Annotated in this window: 10 protein-coding genes; 9 read left to right on the forward strand and 1 reads right to left on the reverse strand. The window is 62.4% G+C overall.

Going from position 1 to position 17,649, the window contains the following annotated elements; all coding sequences use genetic code 11:
* Window positions 1-28: 28 nt before the first annotated feature.
* The 5 genes from ACR9Y2_RS17405 to ACR9Y2_RS17425 all read left to right on the forward strand — a co-directional run bounded on the left by ACR9Y2_RS17405 (window position 29) and on the right by ACR9Y2_RS17425 (window position 5,684).
* The gene (locus ACR9Y2_RS17405) at window positions 29-166 is read left to right on the forward strand and encodes a hypothetical protein (RefSeq protein ID WP_435042762.1); all 138 of its coding nucleotides are present in this window, start codon (window positions 29-31) and stop codon (window positions 164-166) included.
* Window positions 167-761: 595 nt separating this feature from the next.
* Window positions 762-2,294 carry a DNA recombination protein RmuC gene (rmuC, locus tag ACR9Y2_RS17410; protein WP_435042763.1) on the forward strand — a complete coding sequence of 511 codons (1,533 nt, stop codon included), beginning with the start codon at window positions 762-764 and terminating at the stop codon, window positions 2,292-2,294.
* Between the two features lie 162 nt (window positions 2,295-2,456).
* The gene (locus ACR9Y2_RS17415) at window positions 2,457-2,981 is read left to right on the forward strand and encodes a type 1 glutamine amidotransferase domain-containing protein (RefSeq protein WP_435042764.1); all 525 of its coding nucleotides are present in this window, start codon (window positions 2,457-2,459) and stop codon (window positions 2,979-2,981) included.
* Between the two features lie 2 nt (window positions 2,982-2,983).
* Window positions 2,984-3,913 (forward strand): ATP-binding cassette domain-containing protein, encoded by a 930-nt coding sequence (locus ACR9Y2_RS17420; protein WP_435042765.1) that lies wholly within the window; start codon window positions 2,984-2,986, stop codon window positions 3,911-3,913.
* A gap of 10 nt (window positions 3,914-3,923) precedes the next feature.
* Window positions 3,924-5,684, forward strand: coding sequence for an ABC transporter permease (locus ACR9Y2_RS17425; RefSeq protein WP_435042766.1), 1,761 nt, complete (start codon window positions 3,924-3,926; stop codon window positions 5,682-5,684).
* Window positions 5,685-5,687: 3 nt separating this feature from the next.
* On the opposite strand, the gene ACR9Y2_RS17430 is transcribed toward ACR9Y2_RS17425, so the two are convergent.
* Complete coding sequence (locus ACR9Y2_RS17430) at window positions 5,688-6,500, reverse strand: M28 family metallopeptidase (protein WP_435042768.1); 813 nt, start codon at window positions 6,498-6,500, stop codon at window positions 5,688-5,690.
* Window positions 6,501-6,681: 181 nt separating this feature from the next.
* Between ACR9Y2_RS17430 and ACR9Y2_RS17435 the strand changes: the two genes are divergently transcribed.
* The 4 genes from ACR9Y2_RS17435 to ACR9Y2_RS17450 all read left to right on the forward strand — a co-directional run bounded on the left by ACR9Y2_RS17435 (window position 6,682) and on the right by ACR9Y2_RS17450 (window position 17,649).
* Complete coding sequence (locus ACR9Y2_RS17435; protein ID WP_435042770.1) at window positions 6,682-9,354, forward strand: C45 family autoproteolytic acyltransferase/hydolase; 2,673 nt, start codon at window positions 6,682-6,684, stop codon at window positions 9,352-9,354.
* Window positions 9,355-9,530: 176 nt separating this feature from the next.
* Window positions 9,531-13,112, forward strand: a complete 3,582-nt coding sequence (locus ACR9Y2_RS17440; RefSeq protein ID WP_435042771.1) for a carboxypeptidase regulatory-like domain-containing protein — start codon at window positions 9,531-9,533, stop codon at window positions 13,110-13,112.
* Window positions 13,113-13,253: 141 nt separating this feature from the next.
* Window positions 13,254-16,514: a carboxypeptidase regulatory-like domain-containing protein gene (locus ACR9Y2_RS17445; RefSeq protein ID WP_435042773.1), complete on the forward strand. Its 3,261-nt coding sequence runs from the start codon at window positions 13,254-13,256 to the stop codon at window positions 16,512-16,514.
* Window positions 16,515-16,548: 34 nt separating this feature from the next.
* On the forward strand, window positions 16,549-17,649 hold the full coding sequence (locus tag ACR9Y2_RS17450; RefSeq protein WP_435042774.1) for a winged helix DNA-binding domain-containing protein: 1,101 nt from the start codon (window positions 16,549-16,551) through the stop codon (window positions 17,647-17,649).

The raw sequence follows: 17,649 nt of genomic DNA on the forward strand, positions 1-17,649 counted from the left end.
CCGCCTCACGGAAGGTGCCAGGAACGCTGTGCTACTATCCGTCCGCGCCGGGTTGCGGGTCAACCCCGGCGGGTGCATGCTGGCCGGTGCAGCTTGCCACCCGCTCTCGATCTTTGACATCAAAACCGCCGAACGCGCCGTTCTCTATATCAGCCCTCCGGAGTAGCGAATCAGCCAATCTGAACGGACGAAGCCAATTCGCGAAACTCCGGACAGCGTCTGGATATCCGGTTTTTGAGTGAACAAACCCACCTCGTCCGCTGGATCTCCGCCGGGCGGCCCCGTCGCCGAATCACCCAGTCTGAACGGACGAAGCCAATACCCGGAACCCGGGACGGCGTTTGGATTTCCAGTTTTTGAGTGAACAAACCCATTTGAGCCTCCGGGTCGCCCCGGCCCACCCACCCGAGTACCTTTGACAAGTTCCACTACTCTGAGGTACTGATCGGGTAACATGCCCGTCGTATTCTACTTGGACGCGCCCCGTGCGAGGCGCCTCATCCACCCCTCATCGGTTGTCCCGTTTGGGTTGCAGAGCCCCATCTGCCCGCACACCTATCTAAAGTCTCCGCGTCGAGACGACTGGAAGGGCCCTATCGAAGCTCGCCGCCCGCTCGGCGCGCCTCGGATTTTTCCGGTGAGCCGGCTAGCGCGCCCTAGTAGCCGCCCACCACTCGGCCTGCGTGCCTCCCCTATACCTCTCTAGGTAGATTGTCGGATCTTTCACAAACCAGGAACCGCCGTTAGATCACTAGCAAGCCATGGAACCCATTTTTTTGTTAGGAATCCTGCTGACTGGGCTGGTCTTTGGAGGCATCCTCGCCAGTTTACTGGTGAAGGGTAGCCGGGGCCCCAATCTGGCCGCCAGCGAAGCAGAGCTGGCTGAGTTCAAAGCCCGCATCGAGGAACGGGACAACGCAATCAAGGACCTGCGCAAACAGGTGGAGGACGAACGCGCCGCCACAGCCAAGCTGCAGGATCATCTCCTGGAAGCGGTGGGCGCCCGGACCGCGGCGGAGGAACGAGCTTCGGCGATTCCTCGCATGGACGCGATGCTGACAGAGAAGGATCGCGCCATCTCGGCTTTGCTCGAGGAAGGCGGCAACCTGAAAGCCCGCCACGCCTCCCTCCTGACCCGCCTGGACGAGGCCGAGAAGTCGCAGGCCGACAAACTGCGCTCCCTCGAAGAAGCCCAAGCCAAGCTGGCTGAGACCTTTAAGGGCGTCGCCGCCGAGGCCCTGGCTTCCAACAACCAGAACTTCCTCACCCTCGCCGAGACCGCCTTCCAGAAGGCCCAGGAATCCAATAAGGGCGATCTCGATGTCCGCCAGAAGTCGATCGAGGAGACGCTCACGCCGCTGCGCGATGCCCTCACGCGCATCGAAAAGGATCGTACGTCCGCCTACGCCGGCCTCAGCGAGCAGATCAGCCTGCTCCACACCGCGCAGGCCAAGGTGGAGGCCGAGACCGGCAAACTGGTGAACGCGCTGCGTTCGCCCGGTGTTCGCGGCCGTTGGGGCGAAATGCAGCTCCGCCGGGTCGTCGAAATGGCCGGCATGGTCGAGTACTGCGACTTCGAAGAGCAGGTCTCGGTCGAGACCGACGGCGGTCGCCTGCGGCCCGACATGCTCATCCGCCTGCCAAACCAGCGCGTCATCGTCATCGACGCCAAGGTCTCGCTGGCCGCCTATCTGGATTCCCTGGAACTGGCCGACGACGGCGAGCGCGCCGCCAAACTGGCTGAACACGCCCAGCAGGTGCGCCAGCACGTGCAGCGGCTCTCCGCCAAAGCCTACTGGGACCAGTTCGACCATGCCCCCGACTTTGTCGTGGCCTTCCTGCCCGGCGAGACTTACTTCAGCGCCGCCCTGCAGAAGGACCCGGAGCTAATCGAGTTCGGCGTCGAGAACAAGGTCCTGCTGGCCACGCCCACCACCCTCATCGCCCTGCTCAAGGCCGTCGCGTACGGCTGGCGCCAGGAAAAGCTCACACAGAATGCCCAGGAGATCTCCGATCTGGGCAAGGAACTCTACGATCGCCTGCGCGTCTTTGCCGGCCATATGGACGGCGTGCGCGGCGGGCTGGACCGTTCGGTCGACGCCTACAACAAAGCGGTTGGCTCGCTCGAGGGCCGTGTTCTCGTCTCCGCCCGGCGCTTCAAGGAGCTCTCGGCCGGAACCGGCGAGGACATCCCCCCCGCTGAGATTGTGGAAAAGACCCCCCGTCCTCTTCAGACTCCGGAACTCGCAATGTTGGCAGCGGCCACCACGAACGGCGCGCTGGTCCTCGAGTAACGGCAGTCCCTGCTCGCAACAGCGGCGAGGCCCTCCTGGAACACCTCGCCGCTCTTTTTGTCTCCGCCCCTACATCCGCCGCCAGCTACCTTTCATCCTGTTTCCCCGCCGTTTGAACTTCCCTTGTCATCCGTTCGTACCTCATCACGTAAACTAATTCCTATGACCCTACAGGGAAAGAAAGTCGCCATTTTTGTCGACCAGCAGTACCAGGAGATGGAAGTCTGGTATCCCTACTACCGCCTGGTCGAGGAAGGCGCCGAGGTCCATGTGATCGCGGCCGAGGCTGGGAAGACCTACCCTTCCAAAACCGGCTACCCGTGCAAATCGGATAAGTCCTATGACGAGGTGAAGCCGTTCGACTACGACGGCGTCATCGCCCCCGGTGGTTTCGCCCCGGACTTCATCCGCCGCCATCCGGCGTCCAGCGCCTTCATCGCCCAGGTGGATGCGCAGGGCAAACTCGTGGCCGGCATCTGCCACGGACCGTGGTGCCTTTGCTCGGCCAACGTGCTGCGCGGACGCCACTGTACCTCGTTCTTCGCCATCAAGGATGACGTGGTGAACGCCGGAGGCGTCTGGGAAGATTCCGAGGTCGTGGTCGACAAAAACCTTGTCACTTCGCGTAAGCCCGCTGATCTGCCCGCGTTCATGCGGGCCTGCATTGACGTGCTGTCCAAACAGTAAATATGTCCACACAACCCGCCATCCGCGTCACCGGCCTGCATAAGTCCTATGGTGATTTCGAGGCCGTGCGCGGCATCGATTTCGAAGTCGCCCAGGGTGAAGTCTTTGGTCTGTTGGGACCCAATGGGGCCGGCAAGACCACCACGGTGGAGATCCTGGAAGGGCTGCGGTCCCGCACCTCCGGCGAGGTCTCCGTCCTGGGCTACGACCCGGCCAACGATACGATGGCGGTGAAAGACCGGATCGGTGTCAGCCTGCAGGCCACCAACCTGCCAGAGAAGATGAAGGTACAGGAGGCGGTGGAACTGTTCGCCGCCTTCTACACCCGCGCCACCGACATCACCGCCCTGCTGAAGCGGCTGCAGCTTTGGGAGAAGCGCGGAGCGTTCTACTCCACCCTCTCCGGCGGCCAGAAGCAAAGGCTCGCGCTGGCGCTGGCCATGATCAACGAGCCGCAGGTGGTCTTCCTGGACGAGCCCACCACCGGCCTGGATCCACAGGTAAGGCTCGAGATCCACTCCCTGATCGAGGAACTGCGGGACCAGAAGCGGACCATCCTGCTCACCACGCACTACATCGAAGAGGCCGAACGCCTGTGCCACCGCGTCGCCATTGTCGACGAAGGCAAGGTAATCGCCATCGGTACACCGCGTGAGCTGCAGCAGAGGATACTGGGCCATTCGCGCGTCGAGATCTGCACGCTGTCGCCCATGCCGCTCGACCTGCCCAGGGACTGGCCGGCGGAGTTCCCCATTCTGTTCACCGACGATCGCAAGAAGCTGACAGTGCCGGCGCCCAAGCCCGCGCGGGCCGTGGTCGACCTGGTGAAGTGGCTGGATGCGGCCGGCGCGGAACTGGACGACCTCCACATCAAACGCCCCACCCTGGAAGACGTCTTCATCGAACTGACCGGCAAGTCGCTGCGCGATTGAGAAAGCACCCATGAAAGCCTACCTCGCCTATATCAAGAGCACCCTGCTGCTCACCACCCGCGACCGGCTCGTGGTGTTCTTCAACTTCCTGTTTCCCCTCATCTTCTTTGTCGCCTTCGGGGAAGGTTTCGGCGCCAGGACGTCCACCGGCGCGATGTCGCAGGTGCTGACCATGGTCCTCGTGATCGGCGTCCTGGGCTCCGGTTTCTTCGGCGCCGGCATGCGCGCCACCGTCGAGCGGGAATCCGGCATCCTGCGCCGCTTCAAAGTGGCGCCCATCACTCCGGCGCCCATCGTAACCGCCGGCCTGGTCACCGGCTGGGTTCTGTTCCTGCCCACGGTCATCTTCTTCATCCTCATCGCCAGGCTGCGTTATGGGATGCCGTTTCCCGAGCACATCTTCTCCCTGCTGGTGATGGTCAGCGCCGGCGTCCTCGCCTTCCGCAGCCTGGGCGCGATCATCGCCTCAGTTGTGAATTCGATGGCCGAATCGCAGATCATCATCCAGTTGATGTACCTGCCCATGCTGATGCTGTCTGGCGCCACGGTGCCGCTGAACATCATGCCGGACTGGCTGCAGATCGTGGCCCAGTTCCTGCCCTCCACTCACCTCTACCTGGGCATGCAGGGCATTCTGGTGCGCAATGAAAGCCTGGCGCAGAACCTGACTTCGGTCGGTTCCCTGGTACTGACCGCGATCATCGGCTCAGTCCTCTCGGTGAAGCTGTTCCGCTGGGAGAAGGAAGATAAGTTCAAGCCCAGCGCCAAGTTCTGGGTGCTGGGCGTGCTCGCGCCATTCATCGTGATGGGTGTGTGGCAGTCGCAGAGCCGGTCGAACCTGAAGAAGACCGAGATTCTGGCGCGGCAGATGCGCCGCACACAGAACTGGCTCATTCGCGATGCGCGCATCTTCGTGGGCGACGGCCGGGTGTTGGAGTCCGGCTCGATCCTCATCCGCAATGGCCGGATCGAGGAGATTTTCGAAGGCAAGTCGCCCGACGCCAAGAGCCTGAATGCCGAAGCGATCGACGCCTCGGGCAAGACCGTCCTGCCGGGGCTGATCGATTCCGGTGTGCAGTTGATGCTGCCCGGCACAGGCGCTCCGGACATGCAGCAGGATCGCATGGTGAAAGCGATGGAGCGTGAACTGGCGGCCTATCTCTACTGCGGTGTTACCGCGGTTCGCAGCGCGCCCGATCCGCTCGGCCTGGCGCCCGGCATCCAGGCGCGGCTGGCCACGGGCGAACTGCTGGGCGCTGAACTCTCGCTCGGCAGTAATCCCGCTACGCCCTCGCTGGTGGCGGGCGAGATCGCCTCCGGACGCACCGACATCCTGAAGGACACCCTGCTGCAGCAGGTGGTGCGGCCCCAGACCATGGAGATTCTCCGCCGCATGGCGCAAGGCCGGACGCCGGCCGCCGACGCGAAACTGCCGGCCCCGTCGTTCCCGCTGCCCCCCGCCTCCCTTTCCGGCCTGCCGTTGCTGCCGCATGGTCCGGCCCTGCATCGCGAATTGAAGCTCTGGGTGGCCTCCGGAATCTCCACGAAAGAAGCGCTGCAGGCGGCGACCTTCACTGCCGCGAAGGCGATTGGAGCCTCCGGCCGGCTGGGCCTGGTCCAGCCTGGCTACGAAGCTACGCTGCTGATCGTCGAAGGCAATCCACTGGATGACATCAGCGCGACCGAGCGTGTGTGGTTCGTCCTCTTCAAGGGCGAGCACGTGCGCCGCGATGACCTGTTTGAGAACTACGACAAGGAGAAGTCGAAATAGCCGCTACTTCAGTAGTTCGTCCAGAAAGACCAGATAGATCGCCAGCACACGGTAGGTGAGGTAATAGTTCTCTTTATCGATGGCCGCGAAATCATCCTGCTTGCTGTGCAGAATCGGGAAGGTTTCGTTGGTCAGGGAGTGTACGCTCACCACCGGGATATTGACCTGCCGGAACGAGGAATGATCTGAGATGCCAACCTGGTTGGTATTCACGGCCCTGATGTCAGTTTTCTGCGAGATGGCGGCGCGGCGCAGAATGGTGGTCAGCTTCTCGTCACTTTCGTTGAGGCCCACATTCATCGGTCCGGTGCCGACGGAGTCGACATTGATCATGCCCAGGATCCGGGCCCGGTCCTCCGCCTTGAGCGCCGTCGCGTAGGCGCGGGAGCCCACCAGCCCTTTTTCCTCATCGACAAAGGCGACGAACCGGAAGGTGTGTTTTCTGGGCTGTTTGGCGATGCTTTGATACAGGCTGGGCAGCAGGGCCGCGCCGCTCCAATTGTCGACTACGCCCGTCACCTTGGGCACCGAGTCGAAATGGGCCCCGACGACCACTTCCTGGTCACTGGCGCCGGGTAGGACGCACATCAGGTTGGGCAGTTTGGCGTGCTTGACCTTGATCTCGGTCAGGTGACCGCCGCAGCCTGCGTCTTCGAACATTGTCTTCAAACGGGCGAAACGTTCCGCCTGGTCCGGCGTCGCCAGCGCCAACCGGTCGTTCACCACCGCCTCGGTCATCCTTTCGATTTGAATCGACTGGGAGAACGCGGCCAGCGCAAGTGGAAATAGCAGCGCCGAGACACGAATAGTTCGCAAATACACCCTCGTATTATGGCAAACATATTCAAATCAGGACGTCATCCGCGGCGGAAGGCGCAGGCCCCTGGCCGGGCCAAAGAGCGCCTCCCGGGGAGTGGGCAGAGCGGGTAGAATCAATTATCCACGTTGATTCGGCCTGTCCCTGTCGCGGTTACATTTCAGCCAAGGATTCCCGCATATGATGATGCTGCTCGCCGCCGCCCTGCTGTTTGCTCCCAACGATTGGAAACCGCTGCGCTCCACAGCCACGGTGGACCCACAAGTCATCCATGACGGCAAAGCGTCGGTCCGAATTGAGCCTGACGCCAATGGCGGCGACGCCCTGGTTCGCGGCCAGGCAACGCGGTTGACCATCGGGAAACGCTACGTCCTCAACGGCTGGCTGAAGACGCAGGGGTTGACGGTGACGGAAGGGAATCGCAGCAGCGTGCCCACCGGGCTCTCGCTGTCGATGGCATCCATGCCGTGGGACGTGCATTCCGAGTCGGTCGGTGGCAACCGCGACTGGACGCGGGTGCAGTTGAAGTTCACCGCTACACGCGGCAACGACGCCCCGGAGATCCGCATCGCGCCCGGCGCTTCGTTCCAGGGCAAATCGTGGGTGGCCGGCGTGTCGGTGGAAGAGATCAACGAAGCTCCGGCCTGGCCGTCGAAGATTGCCGTAAAGAGCTTCGGCCCGGCCTACCGCTATCCCAAGGCTGGCTGGATCTATCTGCACATCGAGGGGCAGCCGTACGAGCGCGGGTTCCAGCACGGCTACCTGATGCCCAAGGAGATTGAAGGCTATCTGGATCGCTCGGCCGCGGAGGTGAATTCGAAGGATCGGGCGCTGGGCTGGGAGCAGGCCCGCACCATCGCCAACTCCGTCTTCCTGCGCGGCTTTGACGAAGAGATACTGGCCGAGATGAAAGGCATCGCCGACGGTGCCGCGGCCTCCGGAGCGCGCTACCAGGGCCGCAAGGTGGACCTGATCGACATTGTGGCCGCCAACACCATCACCGAGATTGGCCTGCTGAATCCGGCGTCCTCCATCACACCCACCGGGCTGGAAGGGCTGGGGCTGACTCCGCCGGCTTATTACGATCCGCGCAAGGACGTCTCCATCACGGAGCGCTGCTCGGCCTTTGCCGCCACCGGCAAGGCGACGAAGGACGGGCGCATGGTGATCGGGCACATCACCTGGTGGCCGCTGACGCTGGCGGAACAGACGAACATCATGCTCGACGTGAAGCCGGAGAAAGGGCACCGCGTCCTGATGCAGTCCTATCCGGGCGGCATCCAGAGCGGCACCGACTGGTATCAGAATGATGCTGGGGTCATCCTCACCGAGACCACCATCCGCCAGTCGCCGTTCAACATCAACGGCACGCCGGTGGCCTACCGCGCACGCAAGGCGATCCAGTATGGCGACGACGTCGATGCCGTCGTGAAGCATCTGTCCGAGCGCAACAACGGCCTGTATACGAACGAATGGCTGATCGGCGACGCCAAGAACGACGAGATCGCCATGTTCGAGCTCGGCACCAATCGCACCAAGCTGTGGCGCAGTTCGAAGAACGAGTGGTTCAACGGCACCGAAGGCTTCTACTGGGGCTGCAACAACTCGAAGGATCTGAATGTCCGGCTGGAGTACGTCCCCGATCCCAAGGGCCGGCCGGTGCACCTGCCGTTCCAGCCCACGGCGCGCGACCTGAAGTGGCAGGAGATGTACGGGCAGTACAAGGGCACGATCGATGAGCAGTTCGCGTTCACTGCGTTCCGCACGGCTCCACTGGTGTCCGGCTCCGCGTTCGACTCGAAGGTGACCACCTCCGAGATGGCTCCGGAGATGATGGTGTGGGCGCTGCTCGGCAAGCCGAACGAGCGGGAATGGGTGCCCAGCAAGTGGCAGAAGGCAAGCTACGAGGGGAACGAAGGGATCCACTCTTCGGGCTATTCGTTGTTCCAGGCTCACGACAAGGCGCCCGAATCCGCGCTGCCGCCGGCTGCTCCGAAGGCGCCCGAGCCCGCCATCCAGAAGGTGGAGGAATTGAAGCTCTGGAAGGGCTGGGTGCTGCCCGCCTCCGAGGCCGACGAGTGGATCACGCTCGGCTCCACCTACTACCGCCAGGTGCTAGCGTCGGACAATCCCGCCGAAACGTTGGAGAGCTACCGGCTGAAGATGGACGACTCGCCGCTGGATCTGAGAGCGGCTCGTGCCGTCTTCGCGTTCGATGAGATCCGGAAGCAACTCGGTGATGAGGCCTTCCTCAAGATGATGGATGGCTTCTACACCTCGCACACTACCAAGACCGTTAGTTCCACTGATTTCCCGGTGAAGCGTCCGGATCTGAACATTCCGGCCGTCGGCCCGGATGCCCTGCTGAGCGGCCTCATCGGGAAGTTGGGGAACGCCGTGATCGTGTATGGCACCGACATGGAAGCCGGCGCCAACCGGTATGCCGCCGAGGTGCTCCAGAACCAGCTCAACGGATGGTATGAGACACGCGTCCCCATCCGCCGCGACTTCGAACTCAGCCCTGCGGAATGCGGATCGAAGACACTCATCTTCATTGGCCGCCCAGAAACGAACTCCGCGTTGCGCGCAGAGCCGCCCGGCAACTTGCCCCGATTCGAGGGCGCCACGTTTGTAGTGGACGGGAAAACCTACTCTGACCAGCGTGATGGCCTGGCATGGGCGGGCAGGACCCGATGCAAGAATCGCGAACTGGCGATTGTGCTGGCCGGCAATTCAGCAGTCGAAACGGTGCGCCTGGCCGAGTTCCAGCCGCGCCAGAAGGTGTGGGCCGTGACGCATCATGGCCAGGACGTAAGCCCCTCCGGTTCATCCCGGCGCCGGGCACGGAACTGATAGCGAGCACCTCAAACTGATCATCTGGTCTTTGCCGGCTGTTTGCGCCGTGTCCGGCGGTGCGTGTAAATATGCGTCCTGAGCCGCCACCCGCTTTAAGAATGTGAAGATTTCCCTTTATAACTGTAGATCTCGTTTGTTAACCTCTTGTTCATATGCTGAAAAGGGCTCTTCTGGTGACCTCGCTCGCGGCGTTGGCCGTAAGCGCGTTGTTCGCCCAAGGCACAACCTCCCGTCTCATCGGTACGGCGCAGGACCCCAGTGGGTCGCCTGTCGTCGGCGCCACGGTTAAGTTGATCAACGAGGGCACGAACGCAACCTTCGCCACCAAGACCGCCGATAATGGCGCGTATTTCTTTGAAGCCGTGCAGAGCGGACTCTACACGGTGACTGTCGAGGCCTCTGGCTTCAAGAAATTCAGCTCGCCCGGCAATCGTGTGGCGATCGGCCAACCCACGACTCTCAACATCAAGCTGGAGCTGGGCCAGATCACCGAAGTGGTCACGGTAGCGGACTCGGCGGAAGTCGTACAAACGTCCACTTCGGGTAACATCGGTAACCTGTTCAGCGAGAAAGTGATTCAGGATCTGCCCATCGTGGGTACGCGCGGACGCAATCCGCTCGACCTCGTCGCCCGCCAGCCCGGAGTTGTCAGCGGCGCCAATACCGGCGGCGGCGTGCACGTGAATGGCGCTCGCGACCGTGCCTGGAACTATACGGTCGATGGAATTGATGCGAATGAGACCAGTGCCGGCGGGTCCAATTTTGCCCCGATCCGCATGAACCCGGATGGCCTGGCGGAATTCAAGGTGCTCACCGGAAATTCGACCGCGGAGTATGGCCGCAACTCCGGAGGCCAGGTCGCGATGGTCACCAAGAGCGGCACGAATGAACTGCATGGCAGTCTGTTCTGGTTCTATCGCACGCCCAGCTTGAACGCGAACGAGTGGGAGAGCAACCTCAACAACGTGGGCAAGCGGCAGTATGTCCAGAACATGCCCGGCTTCTCGGTGGGCGGCCCCGCGCTGAAGAACAAGTTCTTCTACTATGCGAACCTGCAGATTCTGCGCACGCGCGAATCGGCTATCGTCAACAGCACCGTCTACACGCAATCCGCCCGTGATGGCCTCTGGCGGTATGTCAAAGGCGGACGCAATCAGCCCGCGGGTGTGACTGGAGCGTCGGTTGACGCCCAGGGCAATGTACTGGCCGGTGTGAACGTAGGCACCTACAACATCGGCACCAGCGATCCGGATCACGTGGGCCTGAATGCCACGACCAAGGCCATCGCGCAAGGTGCGCCGCTGCCCAACAACTTCGCGATCGGAGACGGCCTGAATACGGCTGCCTATACGTTCACCGCATTGCAATTCGAGAAGCAGTACGACCTCACGACCCGGTTGGACTACATTCTGAACAGCCGCAACACGCTGTTCGCCCGCATCAGCCTCGGCAACCAGAATTCCAATTGCGATCGCGGCAATGGCGGAGCTCCTGTGTTTCCCACCACGCCGTGCCTAGTCAACACCATGCGCGACCCGAAGAACTACGCGTTCAATTGGCGCTCCACGCCGAGCACCTCGACGACGAACGAGCTCGTCGTGGGCTTGAATCAATTCGCCTTCAATTTCGAGAATCCGCGCGCCGACATCAGCAAGATCAATCTCACAGGGCTCCCCGTAGCGAATCCCGACGATTGGTCCGTCGGCAATCAGCGTGCGCTCAAGACCTGGCAGTTTGTTGATAACTTCGCCTGGTTCAAAGGCGCGCACAGCCTGAAGTTCGGCACGAACATGCGCTTCGGCAGCCACACGGATACGCGCGGTTCGGTCGGGGGCTACAACGTCACGCAGGCCGTCGATTTCTCCCGCACGGTCAATACGGTGGATGCCGCGAAGTTCGGTTTGCCGGCCGACATCAACCAGGCGAACGATCGCAATCCGTTGGAGTCGAGTATCAACTTCCTGTTGGGCCGCGTCGGGAACACCAATCGTGGGTTCCCCTCCACCAGTGATGCTTACGTGGTGGATGAGTACAACTTCGAGACCCGCTTCAACGAATACGATTTCTTCGCGCAGGACACATGGAAAGCACGGCGCAATCTGACCATCGACCTCGGTCTGCGTCTCGAATTGAAGATGACGCCCTCCAACCCCGATGGCCGCGTCCGTCTGCCAAATCAGGCGGTGGTCGCCGGCGCCGCTCCCTCCAGCAGCCTCACCTGGGTGCCGGGCAGCCTCTACCGGAATGCGATCAACAACTGGGGCCCCTCCCTCGGCTTTGCCTGGGATCCCTTCAGCAGCGGCAAGACGTCCATTCGCGGCAACTATCGCATTGCGTATGACCGCATCAATACCTTTGTTTTCAGCTCCACCGTCTTCCAGAATCTGCCCGGCATCGCGGTCGGCGACCAGAACACCACCTTCGGCCAAAACGGTGGGCGCCTCACCAGCCTGCCGGTGCTGAACGCGCCTGCCGGAAAGCCCTCCGATCAGGCCCAGCCGGCGGCGTTCTCGACGCGCAACATTACGGTGGCTGACCCCAACTTCCAGGCCCCCACCACACAGCAGTGGAGCTTTGGCATCCAGCGCGAAGTGCTGCACAACACGGTGGTGGAGGTGAACTACCTGGGCCGCCGTGCGTACAATCTCTTCGGCGCGTATAACGCAAACCAGGCCGACATCCGCACCAACGGCTTCATGGACGCGGTAAAGGTGGTGAACGCCGGCGGCGAGAGCCCGCTGATCAATCAGATCATGAACGTGGATTCCCGCAAGAGCGCTTCGGAGACCGGGTCGGCCGCGATGCGCCGCATCTACTCGGTGGACCTGCGCAACAACAACGTCGCCTTCATCGGGCAGGACCTCTCCCGGCGTTCGGTTGGCGGCAAGGGACAAGTGGAAGCGGCCGGCCTCTCGCCGTTCTTCTTCCTCCCGTATCCGCAGTTTGCGAACGGCATGAACGTGGTGGACTCGAACGACTGGTCCACCTATCACGGCCTGCAGATGCAGGTGCAGCGGCACATGACCAACGGCTTGGAGGTTCAGTTCAGCTACACCTTCTCGAAGTCGCTGGACACGCGCTCGTTCGACCCGGCATTCACCACGGTGGGCACGGCGAACAGTTCCACGGCGGGCAGCACTCCGTTCGACATCAACAACCGCCGCCTGAACTACGGGCCCAGCGATTTCGACCGCCGGCACGTGGCGCAGACTTACTGGCTGTACGAACTGCCGTTCGGCAAGAACCGTAAGTTCGGCGGGAACGCTTCCGGCTGGACCCAGCGTCTCATCGGCGGCTGGCAGGTGGCGGGCGTCGGAACGTTCCAGAGCGGACGTCCCTTCTCGGTCTACTCCGGCTTCTACACATTCAATAACGTCGTCCAATCGTTTGCCAACTGCGACGGTTGCACGCCGACGATGGGCAATGTCCTCGATGGGCCGGGCGGCGTGAAATGGTATTTCACGGCCGACCAACTCGCCAAGTTCAAGCCCCTGGCGATGGGTGAGCTCGGCAACACCGGCCGGAACTTCTTCCGTTCGCCGGGCGGCTGGGGCCTGGATGGATCGTTCCTGAAGCGCACGCCGATCACGGAAAGAGTGAACTTCGAGTTCCGGGCGGATATGACCAATCTGACGAATACGCCGCAATTTGGCGCGCCGACTGCGACCGCGACTTCCTCTATCTTTGGTCGCATTCGCGATACGGTGTTGAGCAGTTCGCGCAAGATTCAACTGGGGGCAAAGATCAACTTCTAGTCTTTTCGGACAGTTCGAATTTCAGAGAGGCGTGGGTGAAAATCCACGCCTCATTCTTTTTGCCTAGTGCATTTCGATTATTGAATAACCAATATCGATACGGCTATTCTCACGTAGTGCCAAAGGGGGCATTGCCTGGGGATGAGGAACGCACTCAGTCTGTTCGTTCTATGTGTATCTGTGTGGGCGCAGGATACCGGCGCCGTTCTGGAAGGCCACGTGACCGACGCTTCGGGCGGGGTTGTCGTGGGGGCGATTGTGAGCGCAACTGAGCGCACGACCGGCCTGGCGCGATCTCAATCCACCACGAACGCGGGCGCCTATCATCTCGCGCTGCCCGTCGGCGAATACGATCTCTCCATCACTGCGCCCAACCTGGCCGAGTATCAACAGGCCGGCATTACTCTCAACGTCAGCCGCACGGTGCGGGTCGATGTGCAACTGCAGGTAGCCGGATCGAAGACGTCGGTGAACGTGAGCGCGGCGGGGACTCAGGTAGATACCAGTTCAAACACGATCGGCAATGTTGTTTCTGGCCGTGAGTTGGTGGATCTGCCGCTGAACGGCCGCAATTTCACCCAGTTGGGGTTGCTCCAGCCGGGTGTTGCGCCCATGACGGCGGGGCTTTCGGAGGCGGGCGGCTCCCTGCGTGCCGGTCAAGCCTACGCCGTCAATGGGCAGCGTCCTGAATCGAACAACTATCTGCTGGACGGTGTTTCCAATGTCAACCGGGTGGATGGCGGATTTGCGCTGAAGACGCCGGTGGATGCGATCCAGGAGTTCCGGATCCTGACGCAGACCGCCCCGCCGGAGTATGGCGGTACGGCCGGGGCCACCACCACGGTGGTCACGCGATCGGGCGGCAATGAGGTTCACGGCACCGTGTATGAGTTCCTGCGGAACGACAAGCTGGACGCGCGGAATTTCTTCGCGTCGAAGGTGGAGACGCTGAAGCAGAACCAGTTCGGAGCCACGCTGGGCGGGCCCATTCGGCGCAACCGCGATTTCCTGTTTGGCTACTACGAAGGGTTCCGCAACCGGCAGGGCGTCACACGCGGCGCCACGGTGCCCAGTGATGCGCAGCGCGCTGGCGACTTCTCGGGACTGCGGGATCCGCAGACCGGCCAGCCCGTGCCACTGATCAACTACTTCACGGGGCAGCCGTTCCCGAACAACCAGATCCCGACGCAGGCCATGAGCCCGGTGGCGTTGAAGATCATGGAGTTCTACCCGCACGCCAACGCCGGCCCAAACCTGTACATCACGACGCAGACGATGCAGAACCAGGCGGACCAGGGCGGTCTCCGGTTCGACCACCTGTTCAACGATCGCGACCAGTTTGCCGCGCACTTCACGCGCTCGGCCAACACCAATCTGAATCCGCTGTCCATCTCCGGCGCAAATGTACCCGGCTTCCCGGTGAATGAGGACATCACGACGACGCGCGCCGCCGTGTCGGAGACGCATCTCTTCAGCGGCGCCACGGTGAACAACCTCCGTGCCCAGTTCTTCCGCAACGTGTTCTTCACCGGCAGCCCGGAGAACCGGACGACCTCGCGCCAACTCGGCTTCAACTACGATACGACCCTGAGCGCCGCGGAAGGACCGCCCTTCTTCATCGTCAGCGGCTATGCCAGCACCGGCAATCCGATTACCGGGCCGCGCGACACGGCGCAGAACACCTACGAGATTAATGACTCGCTCTCGCACGTCCGCGGCGCGCACAGCTTCAAGTTTGGGGTCGACTTCCGCCGCAACCAGATCAATATGTCGCAGGGCATCGCCTCAAACGGGTTCTTTGTCTTCGCGCCGTTTCCGATCAGCGACTCATTTGCGAGCTTCCTGATTGGATTCCCGGTCGTCTTCTTCCAGGGCGGCGGAGACATGAACCGCGGCCTGCGCAATGTCGAGTTTGCCGCCTACGGGCAGGATGAGTGGCGTGTCACCTCGCGGCTGACGTTGAACTATGGCGCGCGGTGGGAGGTCAGCACTCCGTATGTCGACATCCGCAACCGCATGAACTCGTGGTCTCCGGGCAAGCAGTCGACCGTCTATCCGAACGCCCCGAAGGGCCTGCTGTTCCCAGGGGATCCTGGTGTGCCGGAGGGCATTGCGCCTGTCTATCGGAAGGGCCTGATGCCGCGAGTGGGGTTGGCCTGGGATCCCAATGGCAATGGGCGCACCTCGGTGCGGGCGGCTTACGGCATCTACTACGACTCGTTCACGAACGGCGTCGGGGGCCCTCTGCAGGCTCCCCTGAGCGCGCTGCCCTGGACACAGGCGCGGCAGCTCTCGGCGCCGATCAACTTCACGGATCCCTGGAACGGAGCGAATCCTTTTGTCGCGGGTGCGTTCCCGCAACCCACCACGGTGCTCACCATCGAGAACGGGATGCGTCCGCCTTACTCGCAGAACTGGAACTTCTCGGTGCAGCACGCGCTCGCCCAGGACCTGCTGTTTGAGCTGCGCTACATCGGCAACAAGGGGACGCGGCTGCCACGGATGATCGAAGCCAACCCGGCGGTCTATGGGCCTGGGGCGACGTCGAACAATGCCGACCAGCGCCGGCTTTATGCGGGGTGCCGGGGCGAATCGGGGCCATGCGATTTCGCCTCAGTGGGCCTGATCACCAACCAGACGAACTCGACGTACCATGCGGCGCAGTTCTCCGTGTCGCGCCGGTTCCGCGACGGTCTGTCGTTCCTGGGCTCGTACACCTACTCGAAGACGCTCGATTATGTGTCGAGCTTCAACGTGGCGGGTTCGGCTCCGCGGCTGGTGGGGGGCGAGAACGACCTGGCTCAGGATCCCTTCAACCTGAAGGCTGAGCACGGTCCTTCGCTCTTCGATGCCCGGCACCGCTTTGTCTTCAGCGGCAGCTATCAGATACCTGGACCTGCCAAGTCGGCGGCGCCGGCGGCCCGCGCGCTGCTGGGCGGATGGCAGTTGAACTCCATCATGAACTTCGCGTCGGGCACGCCGTTCACCGTTTACGACAGCGCCAACGTTGCGCTGCAGGGGAGTTCTCCCGAGATTACGGGCTTCTATTCCAGCCGGCCCGACGCGATTGCCGATCCCAACGACGGCGCGCATACTCCGGACCAGTGGGTGAGCCGTGCCGCCTTCCGGCGCCTGGATCCGCTTACGCAATCAGGACAGTTCGGCAGCGCGGGCCGCAATACGGTGCGCGGCCCCGGAATCGCCAATGTTGACCTGTCATTGCTGAAGTCCATCACCCTGACAGAGCGGACCCGCCTGCAGTTCCGGGCCGAGTGTTTCAACATCGCCAACCATGCCAATTTCGGCCTGCCGGAGAACGACATTTCCTCCACCAACTTCGGCCGCGTGTTGTCGGCGGGCTCACCACGGCTGGTGCAGTTTGGGCTGAAGCTACTGTTCTGAAAACGGGCCGCCGGGCAGTTACACTGGTGGACTCATGCCGCCGACCCGAACCCTGACGAAACGCGAACTCAACCGGGCCCTGCTGGAGCGCCAGAGTCTGTTACGGCGAGAGCGTACGCCGGCATTGGACATGATCCACCGCCTGATCGCGATGCAGGCGCAGCAGGCGAGGCCGCCCTTTGTTGGGCTGTGGAGCCGCATCGATGGTTTCGCCGCCTCTGAGCTGGCTACGTTGCTCAGAGACCGGCAGGTGGTGCGGGTTACGCATTTGCGCGGCACGCTGCACCTGCTCACCGCGGATGACTATCTGGCGCTGCGCGGTGCCATGCAGCCCGTGCTCACCCTAGGCATGCAGGCGATTCTGAAGCAGCGCGGAGCCGTCCTGGATATCGAGGCCGTTGTGAAGGCGGCCGAGGGCCATTTCGGCGCGCGTCCACGGACCTTTGAAGATCTCCGTACGACTCTGATGGAGCAATTTCCGGGGGTGGATGAACGCGCCATGGGCTACGCCGCACGGATGCAGCTGCCTCTGTGCATGGTGCCTGACGACACCCAGTTCGCTTATGGCGCGGACACGAATTTCGCCCTGGCCTCGCAATGGTTGGGCCGGGCTGTCCCCGATCTGTCGGGCACGGAGGAACTGCTGTTGCGCTACCTGGCCGCGTTCGGGCCCGCGTCGGTGAACGACGCCCAATGCTGGTCGGGCCTGGGCAAATTGAAACCGGTGTTTGAAGCGCTGCGCCCGAAGCTCGCTGTGTACAAGGATGAGAACGGCAAGGAGCTCTTCGACGTGCCCGGCGCGCTGCTGCCGCCCGCGGATACGACAGCGCCTGTCCGCTTCCTGCCCGGTTTCGACAACGTCATCCTGGCGCACCAGGATCGTTCACGAATCATTGCCGACGAGCACCGCTCCCTCGTGACCACGAAGAACCTGCAGGTGCTGCCCACCGTGCTGGTGGATGGCTTCGTCGCCGGGACCTGGGATGCGACCGTGCGGAAGACGGCCGTCACCGTGGCCGTGAAGGCGTTCAGCCCGCTGCCGGCCAAGGTCAAAAAGTCGATCGAAGCCGAAGCGGCCGGCCTGGTGAAGTTCCTGGCCGGCGAGGCTCCGCGCTGTGAGGTGGCGTTCTCCTGA

Origin of the sequence: Paludibaculum fermentans (genome assembly GCF_051172195.1) — a bacterium.
GTDB lineage: Bacteria > Acidobacteriota > Terriglobia > Bryobacterales > Bryobacteraceae > Paludibaculum > Paludibaculum fermentans_A.